Source organism: Streptomyces sp. NPDC026377 (assembly GCF_055567715.1).
The window spans coordinates 222,387-241,595 of the sequence record NZ_JBVHPV010000003.1 but is presented as its reverse complement, the minus strand read 5'-3'; the positions used below and the strand labels follow the sequence as shown (position 1 = coordinate 241,595).

The 19,209-nt window shown below is 72.3% G+C and carries 16 protein-coding genes; 14 read left to right on the top strand and 2 right to left on the bottom strand.

What is annotated here, in order from left to right:
* Positions 1-158: 158 nt before the first annotated feature.
* Together rph and ACZ4MU_RS08765 are read left to right on the top strand one after the other, a co-directional pair.
* Positions 159-2,756 carry a rifamycin-inactivating phosphotransferase gene (gene rph / locus ACZ4MU_RS08770; RefSeq protein WP_467873584.1) on the top strand — a complete coding sequence of 866 codons (2,598 nt, stop codon included), beginning with the start codon at positions 159-161 and terminating at the stop codon, positions 2,754-2,756.
* Between the two features lie 174 nt (positions 2,757-2,930).
* The gene (locus ACZ4MU_RS08765; RefSeq protein WP_467872786.1) at positions 2,931-3,584 is read left to right on the top strand and encodes a lipoprotein; all 654 of its coding nucleotides are present in this window, start codon (positions 2,931-2,933) and stop codon (positions 3,582-3,584) included.
* A 60-nt stretch (positions 3,585-3,644) separates the two neighbouring features.
* On the opposite strand, the gene ACZ4MU_RS08760 is transcribed toward ACZ4MU_RS08765, so the two are convergent.
* A complete protein-coding gene (locus ACZ4MU_RS08760) occupies positions 3,645-4,394 on the bottom strand; it encodes a ZIP family metal transporter (RefSeq protein ID WP_467872785.1) in 750 nt (249 codons plus the stop codon).
* 200 nt (positions 4,395-4,594) lie between these two features.
* Here ACZ4MU_RS08760 and ACZ4MU_RS08755 point away from each other — a divergent pair, with 200 nt between their 5' ends.
* The 3 genes from ACZ4MU_RS08755 to ACZ4MU_RS08745 all read left to right on the top strand — a co-directional run bounded on the left by ACZ4MU_RS08755 (position 4,595) and on the right by ACZ4MU_RS08745 (position 8,756).
* Positions 4,595-5,071: an ATP-binding protein gene (locus ACZ4MU_RS08755; RefSeq protein ID WP_467872783.1), complete on the top strand. Its 477-nt coding sequence runs from the start codon at positions 4,595-4,597 to the stop codon at positions 5,069-5,071.
* A 296-nt stretch (positions 5,072-5,367) separates the two neighbouring features.
* A complete protein-coding gene (locus tag ACZ4MU_RS08750) occupies positions 5,368-5,664 on the top strand; it encodes a trypco2 family protein (protein ID WP_467872780.1) in 297 nt (98 codons plus the stop codon).
* Positions 5,661-8,756 carry a tetratricopeptide repeat protein gene (locus ACZ4MU_RS08745; RefSeq protein WP_467872778.1) on the top strand — a complete coding sequence of 1,032 codons (3,096 nt, stop codon included), beginning with the start codon at positions 5,661-5,663 and terminating at the stop codon, positions 8,754-8,756. The genes ACZ4MU_RS08750 and ACZ4MU_RS08745 overlap by 4 nt, the downstream gene beginning before the upstream one ends.
* Positions 8,757-8,834: 78 nt before the next feature.
* On the opposite strand, the gene ACZ4MU_RS08740 is transcribed toward ACZ4MU_RS08745, so the two are convergent.
* Positions 8,835-9,158, bottom strand: a complete 324-nt coding sequence (locus ACZ4MU_RS08740) for a 4a-hydroxytetrahydrobiopterin dehydratase (RefSeq protein ID WP_467872776.1) — start codon at positions 9,156-9,158, stop codon at positions 8,835-8,837.
* A gap of 204 nt (positions 9,159-9,362) precedes the next feature.
* Here ACZ4MU_RS08740 and ACZ4MU_RS08735 point away from each other — a divergent pair, with 204 nt between their 5' ends.
* From ACZ4MU_RS08735 to ACZ4MU_RS08695, 9 genes are all read left to right on the top strand, one after another.
* The gene (locus ACZ4MU_RS08735; protein WP_467872774.1) at positions 9,363-9,833 is read left to right on the top strand and encodes a hypothetical protein; all 471 of its coding nucleotides are present in this window, start codon (positions 9,363-9,365) and stop codon (positions 9,831-9,833) included.
* Positions 9,827-10,162 (top strand): hypothetical protein, encoded by a 336-nt coding sequence (locus ACZ4MU_RS08730; protein WP_467872771.1) that lies wholly within the window; start codon positions 9,827-9,829, stop codon positions 10,160-10,162. Before ACZ4MU_RS08735 ends, ACZ4MU_RS08730 begins: the two co-directional genes overlap by 7 nt.
* Before the next feature lie 7 nt (positions 10,163-10,169).
* Positions 10,170-10,508 carry a DUF4288 domain-containing protein gene (locus ACZ4MU_RS08725; protein ID WP_467872768.1) on the top strand — a complete coding sequence of 113 codons (339 nt, stop codon included), beginning with the start codon at positions 10,170-10,172 and terminating at the stop codon, positions 10,506-10,508.
* A gap of 238 nt (positions 10,509-10,746) precedes the next feature.
* A complete protein-coding gene (locus ACZ4MU_RS08720) occupies positions 10,747-11,673 on the top strand; it encodes an alpha/beta hydrolase (protein ID WP_467873582.1) in 927 nt (308 codons plus the stop codon).
* 14 nt (positions 11,674-11,687) lie between these two features.
* The gene (locus tag ACZ4MU_RS08715) at positions 11,688-13,232 is read left to right on the top strand and encodes a DUF8189 domain-containing protein (RefSeq protein WP_467872765.1); all 1,545 of its coding nucleotides are present in this window, start codon (positions 11,688-11,690) and stop codon (positions 13,230-13,232) included.
* A gap of 11 nt (positions 13,233-13,243) precedes the next feature.
* Positions 13,244-14,710 (top strand): DUF8189 domain-containing protein, encoded by a 1,467-nt coding sequence (locus ACZ4MU_RS08710; RefSeq protein ID WP_467872762.1) that lies wholly within the window; start codon positions 13,244-13,246, stop codon positions 14,708-14,710.
* A gap of 30 nt (positions 14,711-14,740) precedes the next feature.
* Positions 14,741-16,753: a DUF8189 domain-containing protein gene (locus ACZ4MU_RS08705; RefSeq protein ID WP_467872759.1), complete on the top strand. Its 2,013-nt coding sequence runs from the start codon at positions 14,741-14,743 to the stop codon at positions 16,751-16,753.
* Positions 16,754-16,914: 161 nt separating this feature from the next.
* Positions 16,915-17,694 carry an FHA domain-containing protein gene (locus tag ACZ4MU_RS08700; protein WP_467872757.1) on the top strand — a complete coding sequence of 260 codons (780 nt, stop codon included), beginning with the start codon at positions 16,915-16,917 and terminating at the stop codon, positions 17,692-17,694.
* A gap of 9 nt (positions 17,695-17,703) precedes the next feature.
* Positions 17,704-19,158 (top strand): serine/threonine-protein kinase, encoded by a 1,455-nt coding sequence (locus ACZ4MU_RS08695; protein WP_467872754.1) that lies wholly within the window; start codon positions 17,704-17,706, stop codon positions 19,156-19,158.
* Positions 19,159-19,209 lie beyond the last annotated feature (51 nt).

The window sequence follows — 19,209 nt, the reverse complement described above, 5'->3', positions numbered from 1 at the left end:
TCGTCGGCCGAGGCCACTACCTGCGCAATTGCCGGCGCGGGGGAGGGTCAGCCCGAAACGAGGGCGTGCCTCGCAAGGAATACGACAGAACCGCGAACGCCGGTGGTTGGATCGGCCCGTGCGGGGCGAAGCGGCACGGCTGCCTGGAAGGTATGACGATGAACGAGCAGTACGTGTGGGATCTACAAGCGGCCGACGAGACGCGGGGCGCTCTCGTCGGGGGCAAGGGAGCGCATCTGGGCGGGCTCTCGCGGATCGACGGCATCCGTGTGCCGGAAGGCTTCTGCGTGACGACGGACGCCTTTCGCCGGATCATGGAGGAGGCGCCGTCGATCACCGAGCGACTTGAACTGCTGTCACACGTGGACCCGGACGACCGGGAGGCGACCCGTACGCTCAGCGCGGAGCTCCGCCGGACCATCGAGACGGTCACCGTCCCCGGCGATCTCGCGGCCGAGATCAGCCGCGCGCTCTCCCGGTTCGGCGAGCAGGCCGCCTATGCCGTCCGCTCCAGCGCCACGGCGGAGGACCTGCCGACGGCCTCCTTCGCCGGCCAGCAGGACACCTACCTGAACGTCGTGGGACAGGCGGCGGTCCTCCAGCACATCAGCCGCTGCTGGGCCTCCCTGTTCACCGAGCGTGCGGTCACCTACCGCCGACGCAACGGCATCGACCACCGGACGGTCCAGATGGCCGTCGTCGTGCAGCGGATGGTGTTCCCGGACGCGGCGGGCATCCTGTTCACGGCCGACCCCGTCACGGGCAACCGGAAGATCGCCACCGTCGACGCCGGCTTCGGACTCGGCGAGGCCCTGGTCTCCGGCCTGGTGAACCCGGACGTCTTCAGGGTGCGGGACGGGGAGGTCATCGACCGGACGATCGCCGCGAAGCAGCGTGCCCTGTACGCCCTGCCCGGCGGCGGTACGCGGGAAGTCGCCATCGACGCCCCCCGACAGGAGCAACCGGCGCTGACGGATGCTCAGGCCCTGCGGCTCGTGGAGCTGGGGCGGCGGATCGAAGCGCACTTCGGCTGCCCGCAGGACATCGAGTGGTGCCTGGCCGACGACGAATTCCAGATCGTTCAGAGCCGCCCGATCACGACCCTGTTTCCCATTCCCGAGGCCGACGACCAGGACAATCACCTCTACGTCTCGGTCGGGCACCAGCAGATGATGACCGACCCCATGAAGCCACTGGGGCTCTCGATGTGGCGGCTGACGGCCATGGCCACGATGCAGGAGGCCGGCGGGAGGCTGTTCGTCGACGTCACCCGGCGGCTGGCCTCGCCCGCGAGCCGGACCGCTCTCCTGGACCTCATGGGCAGGGGCGATCCGCTGGTCCGGGACGCGCTGGAGACCGTACTGGACCGCGACGGCTTCGTCCCTCCGCTCCCTGACCCGGCTCCCGGCGGGCCGCAGGCCGCAGGCGCGCCCGCCCCGATCGAGACCGATCCGGCCGTCGTCACCGAGTTGATCGAGCGCAGCGAGGCATCCGTCGACGCCCTGCGACGCGCTGTCGAGACGAAGACGGGTCCGGCGCTGTTCGACTTCCTGCTGGAGGCCTTCGAGGAGCACAAGCGGGTCCTCGGTGACCGGCTGAGCATGCAGGTGATCATGGCGGGGATGGAGGCCACCTGGTGGCTCAACGACAAGCTGCTGGAGTGGCTGGGCGAGAAGAACGCGGCCGACACCCTCACCCTGTCCGCCCCCGGGAACATCACCTCCGAGATGGGACTGGCGCTGCTGGACGTCGCGGATGTGATCCGCCCGCGACCCGAGGTGGTGGCGTTCCTCCAGAACGTCGAGGACGAGGACTTCCTGGAGGAGCTGGCGAAGCTGCCGGGCGGAACCGAGGCGCGCGACGCCATCGACGCCTACCTCGACCGGTACGGCATGCGCTGCGCCGGTGAGATCGACATCACGCGGCCGCGCTGGCGCGAACGCCCCACCACGCTCGTGCCCGTCATCCTGGACAACGTGCGGAACTGTGAGCCGGGCGCGGCCGAGCGCCGCTTCGAGCACGGCCGCCACGAGGCGCTGAAGAAGGAACAGGAGGTGCTGGCACGTCTGCGGGCTCTGCCGGACGGGGACCAAAAGGCCGAGGAGACCAAGCGGATGATCGACCGTGTCCGCACCTTCATCGGGTACCGCGAATACCCCAAGTACGGCATCATCAGCCGCTACTTCGTTTACAAACAGGCCCTATTGGCGGAAGCCGAGCGCCTGGTGCGGGCCGGCGTGCTCTCCGAGAGGGACGACGTCTTCTACCTGACGTTCCAGGAGTTCCACGACGCCGTACGCACCCACCGGGTGGACGCCCGGCTCATCGAGCGGCGCAGGGAGGCGTTCCAGTCGTACCAGGCGCTCACCCCGCCCCGGGTGCTCACCTCGGACGGCGAGATGCTCAACGGGGCGTACCGGCGCGACGACGTGCCGTCCGGCGCCCTGGCCGGCCTCCCCGTGTCGGCCGGCACCATCGAGGGGCGGGCCCGCGTCATCCTCGACATGGCCCGGGCCGATCTCGAAGCGGGCGACATCCTGGTGACGTCCTACACGGACCCCAGCTGGTCGCCTCTGTTCGTCGGGATCACGGGCCTGGTGACGGAGGTGGGAGGTCTGATGACCCATGGCGCGGTCATCGCCCGGGAGTACGGCCTGCCCGCCGTGGTGGGGGTGGAGCGGGCCACGCAACTGATCCGGGACGGACAGCGGATCCGCGTGCACGGAACCGACGGCTATGTCGAGATCCTGTCGTGAACAAGCACCCGAGGTCGTGAACAAGCACCCGAGGAATCCGGTGCTCTCCTCCCGGCCGAGGTGATGCTGGACGGCTGACCACCGCGTCCCGGCGCGGTGGTCACCGGCGGGGTCGGCTAGTCTCCCCAGCGCGGCCGATCAGCCGTTTCCGACAGACGCAGCAAAGGACTTGCCGTGCGGCATGTGATACGCGGTGCGATCGTGGCCGCCCTGGCGGCAGCACTGCTCACGGGGTGCGGCGAGGAGAAGGAGTCTTCGGACAGGCCGGCGGCTCCCTCCACCGGAACGTCCTCGACGGCGCCCCGGAAGCCGTCCGGCGCCCCGGCGGCCGAGGGCCACACCACGGTCGGGGCCGCCGGATCGGCATGCCGGCTGCCCGTCTCCTTCACCGCAGCCGACAGCTGGAAGGCGAAGCCGATCAAGCTGGGCGGCACGGAGTTCGACGCCCTCGCCCAGCAGGGCCCGTTCACCATGGCCTGCGAGATCGACGCCAAGCCCGCCGGGAACATCGGCTTCCTGCGGGTCTGGACCAGCGAACTCCGGGGCGGCTCCCCGCGCGCTGCCCTGGAGGCCTTCGTCGGCGCCGAGAAGAACGCGCGCAAGGCAACGTATACGGAGATCAAGGCGGGCTCGCTGCCCGCCACCGAAGTGGTCTACGAGACGTACAGCGAGCTCATGGAGGAGTCCAAGCAGGAGCACGCCCTGGCCCTCACGACCCCGGGCGGCGCGGTGGTCCTCCACCTGGGCGGCATGGACACCGACGAGCACCAGGAGATGCTCCCGGCCTACGAACTGGCGAAGAAGAGCTTGCGGGTCAACTCTCTGTAGCGCTCGGCGCCCGGCGCCGTCCAGCGGTCACGACGTGCTCCCTCACCGGCTCCTGTGATGTCAGGACCGCGAGAGGGTGAAGGCCGCGAGGAACCCGAGGACCGTGGTGAGCCCGGCGAGCAGGTGGGCGTCTTCGAACGCCTCCGGGATCATCGTGTCCGCGATCATCGCCAGAATGGCTCCGGCGGCCACCGCGGTGATCATCGCCATCACGGAGTCGGAGGCGCCGCCCAAGAGGGTGTAGCCGGCCAGCGCGGCCAGGCCCGAGATCAACGCGATCGCCGTCCACAACCCGAAGACGTAGCCGCGACCGCGCCCCGCCTGCTTCATCCCCGCCGCGCTCGCCATCCCCTCGGGGAGATTGCTGAGGAAGACCGCCACGACCGTGGCCGTCCCCACGCTCCCCCCGCCCAGCAGGCTGGTGCCGATGACCACCGACTCGGGTACGCCGTCCAGGAGCGCGCCCAGAGCGATGGCGCCGCCCGAGCCGGGCTGGTCGCCTTCGGAGGGCTGCTGGGAGCCCGACCTCTTGCGGTGGCGGGCGCCCCGCGCGGCGAGCGCCACGTTCGCCAGTGAGTACACACCCGCGCCGACCAGCGCGCCGAGGGCCGTCGGCGCGAGACCCCCCTGCTCGTCCGCCTCGGCGATGAGGTCGTAGGAGACCGCGGAGATCAGTACGCCGCTGCCGAAGGCCATCACCAGAGCGACCCACCGGGCGGGCACCCGGAACAGGGAACCCGCCGCGGCGCCGATCAGCAGCGCGCTCCCGGCGAGAAGGCCCCAACCCCCAGCAACCAGTGCTCCCACCACGTCCTCCTTCACCCTTGCTCTGCCGTGGTGCGCCCTTACCCGGGACAGGGCGTCCGACGCCCCGGCGGCCCTGCGACCTCAGGGCTCCGCGCGATTACGCTCAGTATCGAACAGGGAGCGAAAAGTAGCCGGATTGGGGTGGTGTTTCGGGGGTAACGGCCTCGGTACTGGGATCGACTTCAGGACGCGAGGCTGACCGGATGGACCTAGCAGGACAGGGCACGAGCTGGCAGCCCTTGACGGAACGTTCGATATCGGTGTCGGCCGCGTTCGAAAGCAGCGAGGACATCGCCGCGGCCCGCGCCCTGGCCAGGGACTTCCTGGTGGAGGTGCAGACCGTGCACGGCCTGCCGGTGTCGAAGCGGGCCATGGGCATGGTCCAGCTGGTGGTCAGCGAGCTCGTGACCAACGCGCGCAAGTACGCGCCGGGGCCCTGTCTGCTGACGCTGGAGATCAGCCAGGGAGCCGTGGAAGTGACTGTATGGGACAGCAGCACGACGCTGCCCCTGATCCTGCCGCCGGACCCGACCCGGGTGGGCCAGCACGGACTGGAGATCGTCATGGCGGTGTGCCGCAGCTTCGAGGTGCACCGGGAGCCGGTCGGCAAGCGCGTCAGGACGGCCGTCGTCCTGGCCGACGACCCCGGGGGAGATCCGGCCGGCCGCCAGATGATGTGACGTACCGAAGGGGCCTGTCCGCGGCGAGCGGACAGGCCCCTTCCGGCGGCAGCCGACGCATGAGCCGAAGGCGGGCGCCCTCCCGGGCCCGAAGTGCCCCAAGGCGGCTCTGCGCTCGGCCCTCAAGTTTCCGGAATCCCCCCGCCGCGCACAGCCCGCCGACCACCCTCCCGGACACACGCTCAGATCCCCAGGCCGGCACGACTGCTTCGTCGGAGGTCCGCCCCGGGCTGGCGGGTCCGCCGGCCGGTACGGCAGGATGCGTCCGCAGTGATCGTGAGCGACGGGGGCGCGGGATGACGACGGACGGCAATGAGATCACCGAGGCGATCGAGCAGCTGCGTACACAGCTGGCTCAGGCGCAGGAGTACGGAAAGGACGCGCGGCTCCAATTCCGTATCACCGAGGTGGAGATGGAGTTCCTCGTCGAGGTGCGCAAGGACGCCGGCGGATCGGGCGGAGTGCGCCTGGGTGTGGTCAAGCTCGGCGCCGACGCGAAGGTGTCGCAGGGAACGACCCACCGGCTGCGCCTCAAGCTCGACGTACGCGACACCCTGACCGGTGAGCCTGCCGAGGTCTCCGACCGGCGATGACGGCTTCGCGGACCGAGGACACCCGCGGCGAGGCGCCGTTGCACCCGGGGCTCGTGGCGGTCACCGCGGGCCCGGCGGACGCCGAGGGGCGGCGTGAGTTCTCCTCCGGGCGGCTGCTGGCGCCCGCACTGGTGCTCACCTCCCGCCACGGGGTGACGTTCCCCGATGGCCGGCACCGGCCCGACATCACCGTGAGGGCCGTCGTCGGAGGGCGCGGGGCGGTGCGTCTCACCGACCCCGTGCCGTGCACCGTCCTGTGGCAGGGGGCAGCCGGGCTCGACGCGGCGCTGCTGCGCCTCGGCGCCCACGGCTTCAGCGAACCGCTCGGTGTGCCCGAGCCGCGCTGGGCCGAGGTGGCGGGGACCGAACCGGTCACCGTCGCCGTGACCGGCATGTCGGCGGCCGCGGCACGCAGTACGGGCGAGGGCACCGAGACCGAGACGGTGCGCGGTGTGCTGGACCCGCTCACGTACACGCGCAGCGACCGTTATGCCGTCGACGTGTCCACCGCCTGGCCGGCCGGATGGGACCAGTGGTCGGGCATGTCCGGCAGCGCGGTGGTCCACAAGAGCGGTGCGCTGCTGGGTGTCGTCGCCTGGAGCGACCGGCCCTACGAAGGACGGAGGCTGACGGCCGTTCCGGTCCGAGTGCTGCTCGCGGATGCCGGTTTCCGTGACGCACTGCGGAAACTGACCGGCCATGAACCGCTGTTGCGCGCGCTCGATCCCGAACGCCCGGCCGACTCGGCCCGGCTCTCCTCCGCCCGGGGCCCGGCCGGGGCGGTCCGCACCACCCTCAAGGCGCCGCCCCGCCAGATCGTGGACCGGGTCGCGGAGCGCCGCAGACTGCCCGAGCTGGTCGCCGGGAGCGTGACGGGGCGGCCGGAACTGGTGCATGCCATCGTCGGGATGCCGGGCGTCGGCAAGTCCGCCCTGGCCCGGCACCTCGCCCACCAGTTCGCCGCCGACTTCCCCGACGCGCAGTTCGAACTCGACCTGTACGGCCACACCCCCGACCGGGCGCCACTGGACGCACAGGCCGCGATGGAGGCGCTGCTGACCTGGGCGGGCATCCGCGGTGACGACGCGCCGACGCTGGACGCCAAGGCCGCGCTGTGGCGGAACTGGCTGCACGGCAGACGCGGTCTGCTGCTGCTCGACAACGCGGCCTCGCTCGACCAGGTGTCCTGTCTGCTTCCCGGCGACGACAGCAGCCTCGTTCTGATCACCAGCCGTATCGCGCTGCACGACCCCGACCGCATCACGCTCACCGCGCTCGACGTGCTGCCCGCCGACGAGGCGGTGCGGCTCCTGGTGGCGGGCGCCGGACTGGACGCGGAGGAGGCGGCCGACCCCGCCCTGGAGGAGATCTGCCGGGCGTGCGGGTTCCTGCCGCTGGCCGTGCAGGCTGTCGCCGCACGGCTGCGCTTCGAGGAACCGGAGGAACTGCTCCTCGCCATGCGGGAGACGGACTCGCCGCTGCTGGAGATACCGGACGCCGACCGGCGGGTGGGCGCGGCCTTCGCGGTGTCCTGGCAGGCACTGGAGGCGGGGGGCCCGGTGCAGGCGGGCCTGTTGCGGGTACTGGCCATGCATCCGGGTTCCGAACTGGAGGTGGAGGCGTGCGCGGCGATGACCGGGATGGCGGTGCGCGAGTGCCGCCGTCGCATGGCCGACCTGGCCGGAAGACACCTGTTGCAGCACCACGGCCGGGGACGCTTCGGCTTCCACGACCTGTTCCTCGCGTACGCCAGGAGCCTGGCGGTGGCGCAGGAGCCGCAGGAGCGCTGGGACGAGGTCCTCGACCGGCTCTTCACCCACCAGCTGAACCGGGGCGGGGCGGCACGGGAGGCGCTGGCCACCGGAACGGGCGAGCCGGGCGCCGCACGGGCCTGGCTGGAGGCGGAGCGCGGCAATCTGATCGCCGTGACGGTGGCGGCCGTCGAACGCCGCTCCCCGCACGCCCGACGCCTCGCCGCGCTGGCGCACTCCGTCCTGGGCGGACTCGGCGCCACCACCGAACTCGCCAGGATCTGGAACACCCTGAGGGACGCCGCCATGGCTGACCACGACCGGCCCAGCCTGGCCGACGCCCTGCGGGGCCTGGCCGACACGGAACGCACCCGCGGCGATCTGAGGGCCGCGCGGGACAACTACCGTGCCGCGCACGAGCTGTACGAGGCTCTCGGCGACCGCAGGGGCCAGGCGGACGCCCTGTGGGGGCTCGCCGAGACCGAACGCGCCCGCAGCCGCTACGACGATGCCCGTGAGTTCTTCACGGGCGCGCTGGACGTCTATGAAGAGCTGGACGACCGGGCGGGCCGCGCCGACGCCCTCTGGGGCCTGGCCAACGTCAGCGTCTCGCAAGGCCGTTACGAGACGGCCACCGCCGCGTTCCGTCAGGCCCGCGAGCTGTACTCCGGGCTCACCGACCGCCGGGGCGAGGCGCAGGCGCTGCGGGGCCTGGCCGACATCGCGCGCAACCGGGGCCGGGGCGTCGAGGCCCACGAGGGCTACCGGGCCGCCCTGGCCACGTACGAGGAGATCGGTGACGTACGCGGGCAGGCACAGGCGCTGCGCGGCCTGGGCCATGTGGCCCGCCTCGACGGCCGCCACGACGAGGCCGCCGACCTCTTCGTGCGGGCCCGCGACCTGTCCCGCCGCATCGGCGACCGGCGCGGGGAGGCCGACATGCTGCGCGGGCTCGGCGACGTCCAGCGTCTGCGCGGCCACTACGCGCAGGCCCGTGAGACGCTGTCCCGCTCCGCCGCCGTCCACCGCGAGCTGGGCAACGCGGGCGGCCTCGGCTTCACCCTGCGCGCGCTCGGCGACACCGAACGCGCCGACGGCCGGCCCGAGCGGGCGCGCGCCGCCTATGACGAGGCCCGCGCCGCCTTCGAGCGCGTCGGCTCCCGCCGGGGCCTCGCCGACATCCTGTGCGCCCTGGGCGGCGTCCTGTCCGACCCGGCCGAGGCGCGAGCGGCGTACGCCCAGGCGCTCGCCCTCTACGAGGAGCTCGGCGCGGACATCGCGGCCGATGGATGCCGCGAGCGGCTGGCGGCGCTCGACGGTGAGCAGCGCACGGAGCGGTGACGGCCTGCCAGGGGTGCCGCCCGGAACCGACACCGCGCAGCGCGGGCCCTTGAGTTCCCGCAGCGGTTGTCAGCGCCCTCAGTCGTCGAGGGGCTCGGCCTCGTGCGCGGCGGCGATGGAGTCGATGCGGGCGGCGAGATTGAAGTCGGCCGCAGTGAGCCGGTGGCCCGCGTCGCGCGTGGTGATGGCGAACCGCACCGTGTCCCAGCGCAGATCGATGTCCGCGTGATGCCCGATCAGCCGCTCCACGTCCGCGACATGGACGATCAGCGCGACTCCCGCGTGATGGCGGATCGCGAAGGTCCGGGTGATCTCCTCGCCCGTCCGGCGCCAGCCGGGCACATGCCGCAGGGCGGCTTGGATCGCCGCCTCCGACAAGGGCTCGGGCCTACTCCCGGCCATGTCCGCTCCCCTCGTTCACGGGCGCCGGCACCCCGTCGAGGTCCCGGCCGACCGGGGCATCCTGCCATGCCTTCCCAGGATCAGCCAAAGGGAGTACACGGGCGGGTCTGGTGCCGCGTGGTCACGTGAAGTAGCTTGGCCGTCACTCCTCGTGTGCGCGTCCGATCGCGGAGCCCGAGCGCGCAGAGAACAGAAAGGCACCCCATGCAGCACCGGTACCGCATGCGGAAACTCTCCCGTACGTGCGTCCTCGCCTTCGCGGGTCTCCTGGCGACCGTCACCTCGTCCGCATGGCCCGTGTCCGCCGCCCCCGCCCCCGCTGCGGCCCGGGCCGCCGAATGCCGGGGCATCGGCACGGCGTTCACCGACCGGATGCTCCCGGGGCAGTGCCTGCGCAACGGGAGCCACCGGCTGGAGATGCAGTACGACGGCAATCTGGTCCTGTACTCGGGATCCCGGGTGTGCTGGGCGAGCGGTACGGACGGGACGGACGGTGTGTACGCGAAGTTCTCCGGGGACTGGAAGCCCGACTCTCCGTACCTGACCCTGGAGTCACAGTTCGGCGAACTGAGGAAATACCGGGGCAAGTACACCTACCTCCACAAGACCGGCGATGTCAGCCTCAACAACAAGGGTGAAGTGTGGATCGCGTACGGGAAGATGGCCGGATGCTGACATCGGCCGACGGGCACGTACGGGTGCGACGGGGGATCGCCCGGGCGATCGCCGCGGCTGCCGTCGTCGCGGTCACCGTGCTGGGCGGCATGCCCTCCGCGGCGACCGCCGTGACGAGCGCGCCGGTCGCCGCGGCGGACGTGTGCGCCGCCAACGACAACCTCGGGGAGATCGCCACCAACTTCATCTCCCGCTGCCGCAAGGCCTCCATCCGCCAGGTGTTCCCCGGGCAGCACTACGGGGACCCCCTCGGGCGCATCAAGGACTGCGGAGAGAGCTCCTGCAAGACGGCCTGGAAGCTGCTGAACGACAACCGGTTCAAGAAGTAGGCCGAAGATGACCGGGGAGAGGGGCCTTTACGTCGCCGTCCTGCTGTGCGAGGCGTCGACGACGGCCGAAGGCCGGGCTCCGCTCTACCAGGAGAACTTCGTCCTGCTGCGGGCGCGGGACGAGGACGAGGCCCGCGGCAAGGCGCTGGCCCACGGCAGGCGCCTGGAGACGAGTTACGCCAACGGGCTCGGCGACACCGTCTCCTGGAAACTGCTCCACGTGGTGGACGTCGCCGAGGTCGATGAGACCGACCTCGGCGACGGGTCCGAGGTGTACACCCGGCACTTCAGGAACTACGCCGCCTACCGGTCCTTCGAGCCGCTGCTCTCGGGAGAGGACCTCTGACCCGCCGCTGACACCCCGTGCGGACGCGGATCCGTCGCCCTATCCCACCCGGGCGGCCCCTGTCAGTCCGTAACGTTCCGGATTCTCCGGGCGGAGTGCGCGTCACTACCCTCCGAAGCGCCTGTCACACAGCGGTCGGTCCCCACCGCCGCCGCGCTTCCCCCAGGAGGTCCCGTTGACCGCGCACCACCCCACCCGCAGGAGCATCCTCAAGTCCGCCGGCGGTGTCACCGCCGCCATGGCCCTCGGCGCCGGAGGCGTGCTCGCGGCGGCGACGACGGCCGCGGCGGCCGACGACGGCTTCGGGCTGCACATCGTGGACCGCAACGAGAGCGACCCGAGGATGTGGTACTACCGGTTCCAGACCGAGGCGATCGGCTGGAACCCCGCCGTCAACGTGCTGCTGCCCGACGACTACCACCAGAGCGGCCGCACCTACCCGGTCCTCTACCTCTTCCACGGCGGCGGAACGGACCAGGACTTCATCACCTTCGACCGCGAGGGCATCCGCCAGTGGACGGCCGGAAAGCCGATCATCGTCGTCATGCCCGACGGTGGCCACGCCGGCTGGTACTCCAACCCCGTCAGCTCCAACGTCGGCCCCCGCAACTGGGAGCACTTCCACATCGACCAGCTGCTTCCCTGGGTCGAGGCCAACTTCCGTACGTTCGCCGAGTACGAGGGGCGGGCCGTGGCCGGGTTCTCCATGGGCGGCTTCGGCGCGCTGAAGTACGCCGCCAAGTACTACGGCCACTTCGCGTCCGTCAGCGCCCACTCCGGCCCGGCCAGCCTGCGCCGTGACAACGGCCTCGTCGTGCACTGGGCCAACGCCTCCGCCGCGGTCCTCGATCTGGCGGGCGGCACCATCTACGGCGCACCGCTGTGGGACGAGGCCCGGGTGAGCGCCGACAACCCGGTCCAGCGGATCGAGAGCTACCGCAACAAGCGGGTGTTCCTCGTCGCCGGCACCAGCCCCGACCCGGTCAACTGGTTCGACACCGTCAACGAGACCCAGGTGCTCGCCGGGCAGCGGGAGTTCCGGGGCCTGCTCGACCGGGCGGGGATCCGGCACGAGTCCTATGAGGTGCCCGGCGGCCACTTCATCCGCCACGACCTGATGCAGCGCGACATCGACGGCATCATCGACCGCCTGCGCAAGGCGTGACAGGAGGACGTCCCGTGTCGCACACCACGTCGCCGCGGCGCGCGCCGCGCCTCGGCCTCGCGACGGTCGCGGCCCTGCTGCTCGGCCTGCTGGCCTCCGCTCCCGCCGCGGGAGCCGCCGAGCCCGGTGCGCAGCCGACCGCCCGGGCCGCCGGATTCACCGGCGCCTGCCCCACGACCGGTTTCATCTCCCAGTACTACAGCTCCAGCCACAACGGCATCGATGTCGCCAACGAACGCGGCACCCCGATCTACGCCGTCGGCGACGGCGATGTGACGATCTCCGGGTACGAGCCGGGCTACGGCCAGTGGATCCGCGTCCAGCACCCCGACGGCACCATCACCGAGTACGGCCACATGTACCGGCGGGACGTCCAGGTGGGTGACCACGTGGTGGCCGGCCAGCAGATCGCCCTGATGGGCAGCGAGGGCGAGGCCACCGGCCCGCACCTGCATCTGCGGGTCTGGACGGACCCGAGCGCGAGCGTGGGGACCGACCCCATCCCGTATCTGGCGGAACGCGGCATCGACATGCCCTGTACGCCCGGTACCGGCCCGCATCCCAGGCCGCTGGAGTATCCGGCGGAGTCGGGGCGGGTGGTGTCGGCCCGTTCGGCGGACGGCCGTCTGGAGGTCTTCGCGGCCGGAGCCGACGGCGTCCACCACGCCTGGCAGTTGGGCGTCAACAGTGGCTGGTCCGACTGGGAGCCCCTGGGCGGCCCCGGCGGGGCAGAGCTGGCGATCGGGCCCAACGCCGACGGACGCCTGGAGATGTTCGCCATCAACGGCAACGTCTTCCAGCACCGCTACCAGCTCTCGCCGTCCGGCGCCTGGTCGGGGTGGGAGGACTTCGGCGGCGGGGGCAAGGACATCGCCGTCGGCGCCAACGGCGACGGCCGACTGGAGGTCTTCGCCTCCGGCCCGGCCGGGGTCTTCCACCGCTACCAGAACGCACCGAACAGCGGCTGGTCGGGCTGGGAGCCCACGGGCGGCGGCCCCGCCAACAGCCGCATCGAGATGGAGAAATCGCCCGACGGGCGCCTCGAAGCATTCGCGATCAACGGCGATGTGTTCCAGCACCAGTACCAGACTGCTGTCAACGGCGGCTGGTCGGGCTGGGAGGACTTCGGCGGCGGTGGCCGCGATGTGACGGTCGACCACAACCAGGACGGACGCCTGGAGGTCTTCGCCTCCGGGCCGACCGGGGTGTTCCACCGGTACCAGACCAACCCCACCAGCTGGTCGGGTTGGGAACCCACCGGCGGACCCGCCGACTCGCAACTGAGCAGCCAGCGCACGGCGGACGGCCGGGTGGAGGTGTTCGCGATGAACGGCAGCGTCGCCCAGCATCTGTGGCAGACCGGCGTGAACGCCCCGTACGGCCAATGGGACTCCTTCGGGGGCGGCGGTACGGAGGTCACCGCGGTGGCCAACGACGACGGCCGCATCGAGGTCTTCGGCACCAGCCGCGCCGGCGTCCACCACAAGTGGCAGACGGGCTTCGCGACCTGGTCCGAGTGGGCGTGGCTGAACAACACCCCCGGCCCTGCCGTCAATTGAGGAGACCGCACGTGAGAACTGTCCAGCGCGCTCACCGCGCGCCCCGTCGAGCCGTCCTGGCCACCCTGACCTCGTTGCTGCTCGGGGCGGGCGTCCTGGTCGGCGCCTCCCCCGCGCACGCCGCGCCGAGCGATCTGTGCGCCCAGGTCGGCTACAACGCCGGGTTCCGCGGCGAGAGCCTGGTGACGGCGATCGCGGTCGCCCTCGCCGAATCCAGCTGCAACCCGACGGCGACCAACGTCCAGAACAACGAGCCCCCCTCCACCGACCGGGGCCTGTGGCAGATCAACGACCACTGGCACCGGGAGGTGGACGACAACTGCGCGTTCGACCCCCAGTGCAACGCGAACGCGGCCTTCCGTATCTCCTCCGAGGGCACCGACTGGCGGCAGTGGTCCACCTACAACGCGGGCGCCCACCTGCGGCACATGGACGAGGCACGGGCAGCGGTGGACCGGCTGGGCCATCACGAGCCCGGGCCGAGCCCGCTGGTGTACCCGGCGGAGTCGGGGCGGGTGGTGTCGGCCCGTTCGGCGGACGGCCGTCTGGAGGTCTTCGCGGCCGGAGCCGACGGCGTCCACCACGCCTGGCAGCTCGGGGTCAACGGCGGCTGGTCCGACTGGGAGCCCCTGGGCGGACCGGGCGGCGCGGAACTGGCCATCGGCCCGAACGCGGACGGACGTCTGGAGATGTTCGCCATCAACGGCAACGTCTTCCAGCACCGCTACCAGCTCGCACCCTCGGGCGCCTGGTCGGGGTGGGAGGACTTCGGCGGCGGGGGCAAGGACATCGCCGTCGGCGCCAACGGCGACGGCCGACTGGAGGTCTTCGCCTCCGGCCCGGCCGGGGTCTTCCACCGCTACCAGAACGCACCGAACAGCGGCTGGTCGGGCTGGGAGCCCGCGGGTGGCGGCCCCGCCAACAGCCGCATCGAGATGGAGAAGTCCTCCGACGGACGCCTGGAAGTCTTCGCGATCAACGGTGACATCTTCCAGCACCAGTACCAGACGGCCGTCAACGGCGGCTGGTCGAGCTGGGAGGACTTCGGTGGCGGTGGCCGCGATGTGACGGTCGACCACAACCAGGACGGACGCCTGGAGGTCTTCGCCTCCGGACCGGCCGGGGTCTTCCACCGGTACCAGACCAACCCCACCAGCTGGTCGGGATGGGAGCCGACCGGCGGACCCGCCGACTCCCAGATCAGCAGCGAACGCTCGCCCGACGGCCGGGTGGAGGTCTTCGCCATCAACGGAAGCGTTGCCCAGCACCTGTGGCAGACCGGCGTGAACGCCCCGTACGGCCAATGGGACACGTTCGGAGGCGGCGGTACGGAAGTCACCGCGGCCACCAACGCCGACGGCCGCATCGAGGTCTTCGGCACCAGCCGCGCCGGCGTCCACCACAAGTGGCAGACCGGTGTGTCGACCTGGTCCGAATGGGCCTGGCTCAACACCGGTCCCGGTCCCGCCGTCAACTGACCGTCCCAACGGTCCCGTCGGAGAAGAGCCATGCATCCGATCAGCAGGCGGCGCCTGCTGCGTACGGCCGGAGCGGGAGCACTCGTGCTCCCGCTCGCGGCCCGTACCTTCGCCACCGCCTCAGCCGCCCCCGCCGACGTCCCTGCCCACCAGTGGATCGACGCCGGCCCCTTCGCCCCCGTCCACGACCCGTCCACACCCGGCCGACGCCGCTACCTCAACGACCACAGCCTTCTGCGAAGGGACGGCCACTGGCACCTCTTCGCGATCGTCGGCGACAGCGCCGCGCCGGGCGAGGCCCCGGACAGCGGCATCGAGACCGCCTTCGCCCACGCTTCCGCGCCCGAGCTCCACGGCCCGTGGACCAGCCACCCCGACGCCCTGACCGTCGACCCCGCCTACTACGGCGAGCAGCACCTGTGGGCACCGCACGTCATCGAGGCCGCGGGCACCCACTGGATGTTCTACGCCGCGGGCGGCAGCGCCGGAGCCGCCATCAACCTGGCCACCTCCACCGACCTGTTCAGCTGGACCCGCGTGCCGTCAGGGCCGCTGTTCCGGGGCCGGGCGGCCCGCGACCCCATGGTGGTGCGGATCGGCGCCGACTGGGTCATGTACTACACCGAACTCTCCGCCGACGGCCACCACCTCGTGTGCTGGCGCCGCTCCCCCGACCTGCTGCACTGGAGCGCGCCCGGCACCGCGTTCACCGACGACAGCACCGCCGCCCAGGGGGTGTCGGTCACCGAATCGCCGTACGTCGTCGAACGCGACGGCTGGTTCTACCTGTTCATCGGACCGCGCGGCGGCTACGAGGGCACCGATGTGCTGGCCTCCCGCGACCCCTTCCGCTTCACCCTCGACGGATACGCGGGCCACGTCCCCGGCCACGCCGTCGAACCGGTCACCGACGGGCGCGACTGGTACGCCAGTGCCGCGGGGTGGTTCCGCCACGGACTGCGCGTCGCACCGATGACCTGGCAGGACGCGCCTGCGGTGTGGCCGAGTCCGGACAATCCGGTGGCCGCCCTGGACGTCCGCGGCCGTCTGACCGTGTTCGCCCTCGACGCCGCCGACCGTTCGATGCTGCGACGCGTCCAGCTCGACGCGGACAGCGACACCTGGTCGGACTGGGAGCCGTTCGGCGGTCCTGCCGGGGCGGTGCCCACGCTCGGCCGCGCCACCGACGGCCGCCTGGAGGTGTTCTCGCTCGCCCCGGCGGGCGCCCAGCTGCACCACAGGGCGCAGCGCCCGGACGGCGGCTGGGAGGAGTGGGAGGAGTTCGGCGGCCCGGCCGGAGCCGCGCCCGCCGTCGCCCGCGACGCCGAGGGCAGGCTGGAGGTGTTCGCCCTCAGCCCGGGCGGCGCCCTGATCGCCCGCCGCCGCCAGACGTCGCCCGGCGCCCGCACCTGGGAACCGTGGGACGCGGGATTCGGCGGCCCCCTCGGAGCTCCGCCGGTCGTCGGCGTCAACGCCGACGGGCGCCTGGAGGTCTTCGCCCTCACGCGCGGCGGCACGGCCATCCTGCACCGCTGGCAGCAGACACCGGGCGGCGCCTGGTCCCCGTGGGACCGCTTCGGTACGGCGGCCGGCGCGGCCCCGCGGGTGAGCCGCGACGGGAGCGGGCGGCTGACCGTCACCGCGATCGGTCCGTCCGGTGTGGCGGCCTTCCAGCGGCGCCAGTCGGTACCCAGCGGCGGCTGGGACGACTGGCAGGCGCTGTCCGGCTGGTCGGCCGCGGCCCCGGTGCTCGTCCCCGGCGCCGACGGCCGCCTGGAATGCTTCGCCCTCGCTCCCGGCGGCGAGCGGCTCACCCACCGCTGGCAACTCTCCCCCGGCGGCGCCTGGGCCGCCGCCGAGGACATCACCGAGGCCGCACTCGGACTCGCCGCCACCCCGCCGGCGGCGGCGGCCGACGCGACCGGCCGGCTGCACCTGTTCGCCGTCACCGAGGACGGCCGGATACGCACCCGCGTCCAGGACAGACCCAGCGGGGGCTGGCGTCCCTGGACCGCCTTCGGCACCCGCCCCATCGCCCCCTGACCCCGTCCGCGCCGCCCTTCCCCTACCACCCCCCTCATTGTCCCGGCCCGTGACGGACGCGCGCCGAAGTGGCGCAAGCCACGCGGTGAAACGCCGTGGACAGGCGGTAACGTTCGCTGTGTCGGACAACGGGGACGGTCGGCGCGCGGGACGGGGGAGCGGTGAGCGGGATAGTCATCCATCGGCCGGAGCAGGACGGCGACGACGCGGTGACCCTGCGGCTGGGCCCGGGAGAGCGCGTCCGCTTCGGCCGCGGTTCGGCCCGTACACCCGTCGAACTCCGCCTCGACGACGAGTCGGTGTCCCGCCTCGCCGGGGAGATCCGGGCGACGGACGACCACTGGCAGCTGAGCAACCTCAGCGCCACCCACGGCTATCTCGTGGAGAACCCGGAGGGTGCGGGAGAGTACCTGCGCGTGCCGCCGCGCCGCGTCGGCGCGCCCATCCCCTTCGAGTTCGCCCGGGTGGTGCTGCCCTCCCGTCGCGAAACCCCGCTCTCCTTCCAGGTGTTCGCGCCCGACCACGTCTATCTGGACCCGCACGCGCTCGGCGGCGGATCCTGGGAGAGCCGTACCCTCACCGCGTACTCCCTGGACGAGAGCTCCACGTACTTCCTGGTGCTCGTCGCGCTCTGCGAGCCCTGGTTGCGCGACCGGTCACCGGTGGCCGTGCCGACCACCCCGCAGATCGTCGAGCGGCTCGCCGGCCATGGCTCCGGGGCGGGTCTGACGGCCCGCGCGGTCAGTTCGCACATCGACTACCTCGCCGACGAGAAGCTGCGCATCGCCGCGGTCACCGAACCGGACGGTGCCGATCGCGCGGCCCGCCGCAACGGCAAGCGCGAGGCCGTCGTCGCCCTCGCCCTGAAGTTCGGGATCGTGCGGGAGGAGCACCTCGCCCTGTTACCCGCGCGCACCGAGCCGGCCGAGCGCGGACGGTAGGACGCGGTGATGGTGCGGAGCAGGGGGCTTTCGGCGGACAGCGGCGAGCCGGAACTCCTGCCGGCGGGCCACCGCATCGGCTCCTGGATCGTCGGCGAACCCATCGGCGCGGGCGGCTGGGCCACCGTCTACGCCGGGCGTGCCGCGGACGGCACCGACGAGGGCCCCGGGAACGACGTGCGGCCGGACGCGGACGAGCCGGAGGACCGCGAGGTCGCCCTGAAGGTCATGCCGACCGCCGGACTGGCGCCCCGCCAGGCGCGCAGCGTGGCCGAGGCCGCCCGCCGCGAACTCGAACTGGGCCGCGGGGCGGGCCACCCCCGACTCGTCCGGCTCCTCGACTCCCTGGTCCTCAGCGCGCCGGACCGGCCGTCCCTGGACGGGGCGATCGTCCTCGTCATGGAACGGGCCCGGTGCAGCCTGCGCGAACTGCTCGCGGCCCCGGTCACCGAGGCCGAGGGCGCCCGGCTCGTCACGGGCATCTGCGAGGGTCTTCAGCACATGCACCGCAGCGGCTGGGTGCACGCCGATCTCAAGCCCGAGAACATCCTCATCGGCCGGGACGGCGAAGTGCGCCTGTCCGACTTCGGCTTCGCCATCGAGCTCACCGGCACCCACGGCTGGACGGCCCCGATGGGCACCCTGGACTACCTTCCGCCCGAGCGGTGGCACGAGCCGCTCGCGGAGCGCGGCATCCAGATGCGTCCCAGCGCCGACATCTGGGCGCTCGGCATCGTCGTCCACGAGGTGTTCGCCCAGGGTTCCTATCCCTTCCCCGGCGCCACACCGACGGCGCGCGGCGCGGCCGTTCAGGAGTACGCCGAGGGCCGCGCGGCGTTACGGATGGACGGTGCCCTGCCCGGCTTCTGGCGGGACCTCGCCGCCGACTGCCTCGCCCCCACCCACGCGGAGCGCGCCCCGCACACCGCCGAAAGCCTCCTCGAACGCATCCGGGCGCATACCGCCGACGGCGGCACCGGGCCCTCCCGCACCGCACTCCCCCGCCGGTCCAGCGCCAGGCGCCGTCTGCGCCGAACCGTCCTGCTCGCCGTCGCCGGATGCGCGGCGGCGGGCGCCGCGCTCTGGGCGTACGCGGCGGGCGGCAACGGATCCGGCCAAGGGACCGCCCACGTACGGGTGTTCAACGCCGAGCGGGGCTGCCAGGAGCGTTCGGACCGCGAACGCCAGTGCAGCCTGGGCCTGGCGATCGACCCGCTGCGGCCCTACACCGCCGGCAACGTCGTGCCCACCCGGGTGTGGCACGGTGATGTCCTCGCCGCGGAATGCCAGTTGCCGCGGGGCCTGCCCGTCATCGACGAGGAGGACCTGAGCTCCACCCTCTGGTTCCGCGTCCGCCTGCCGAGCACCGGGACCGCAGCGGCGCGGCCCGTCACCGCGTGGCTGCCCGCCGTCCGTACGAAGGACCGCCCCTCTCTCCCCCACTGCCCCGCGCCCACACGGTGAGGACCATGGCGGCAAAGAGGCGGACACCACGGGGCGTAGCATCGTGCGAGG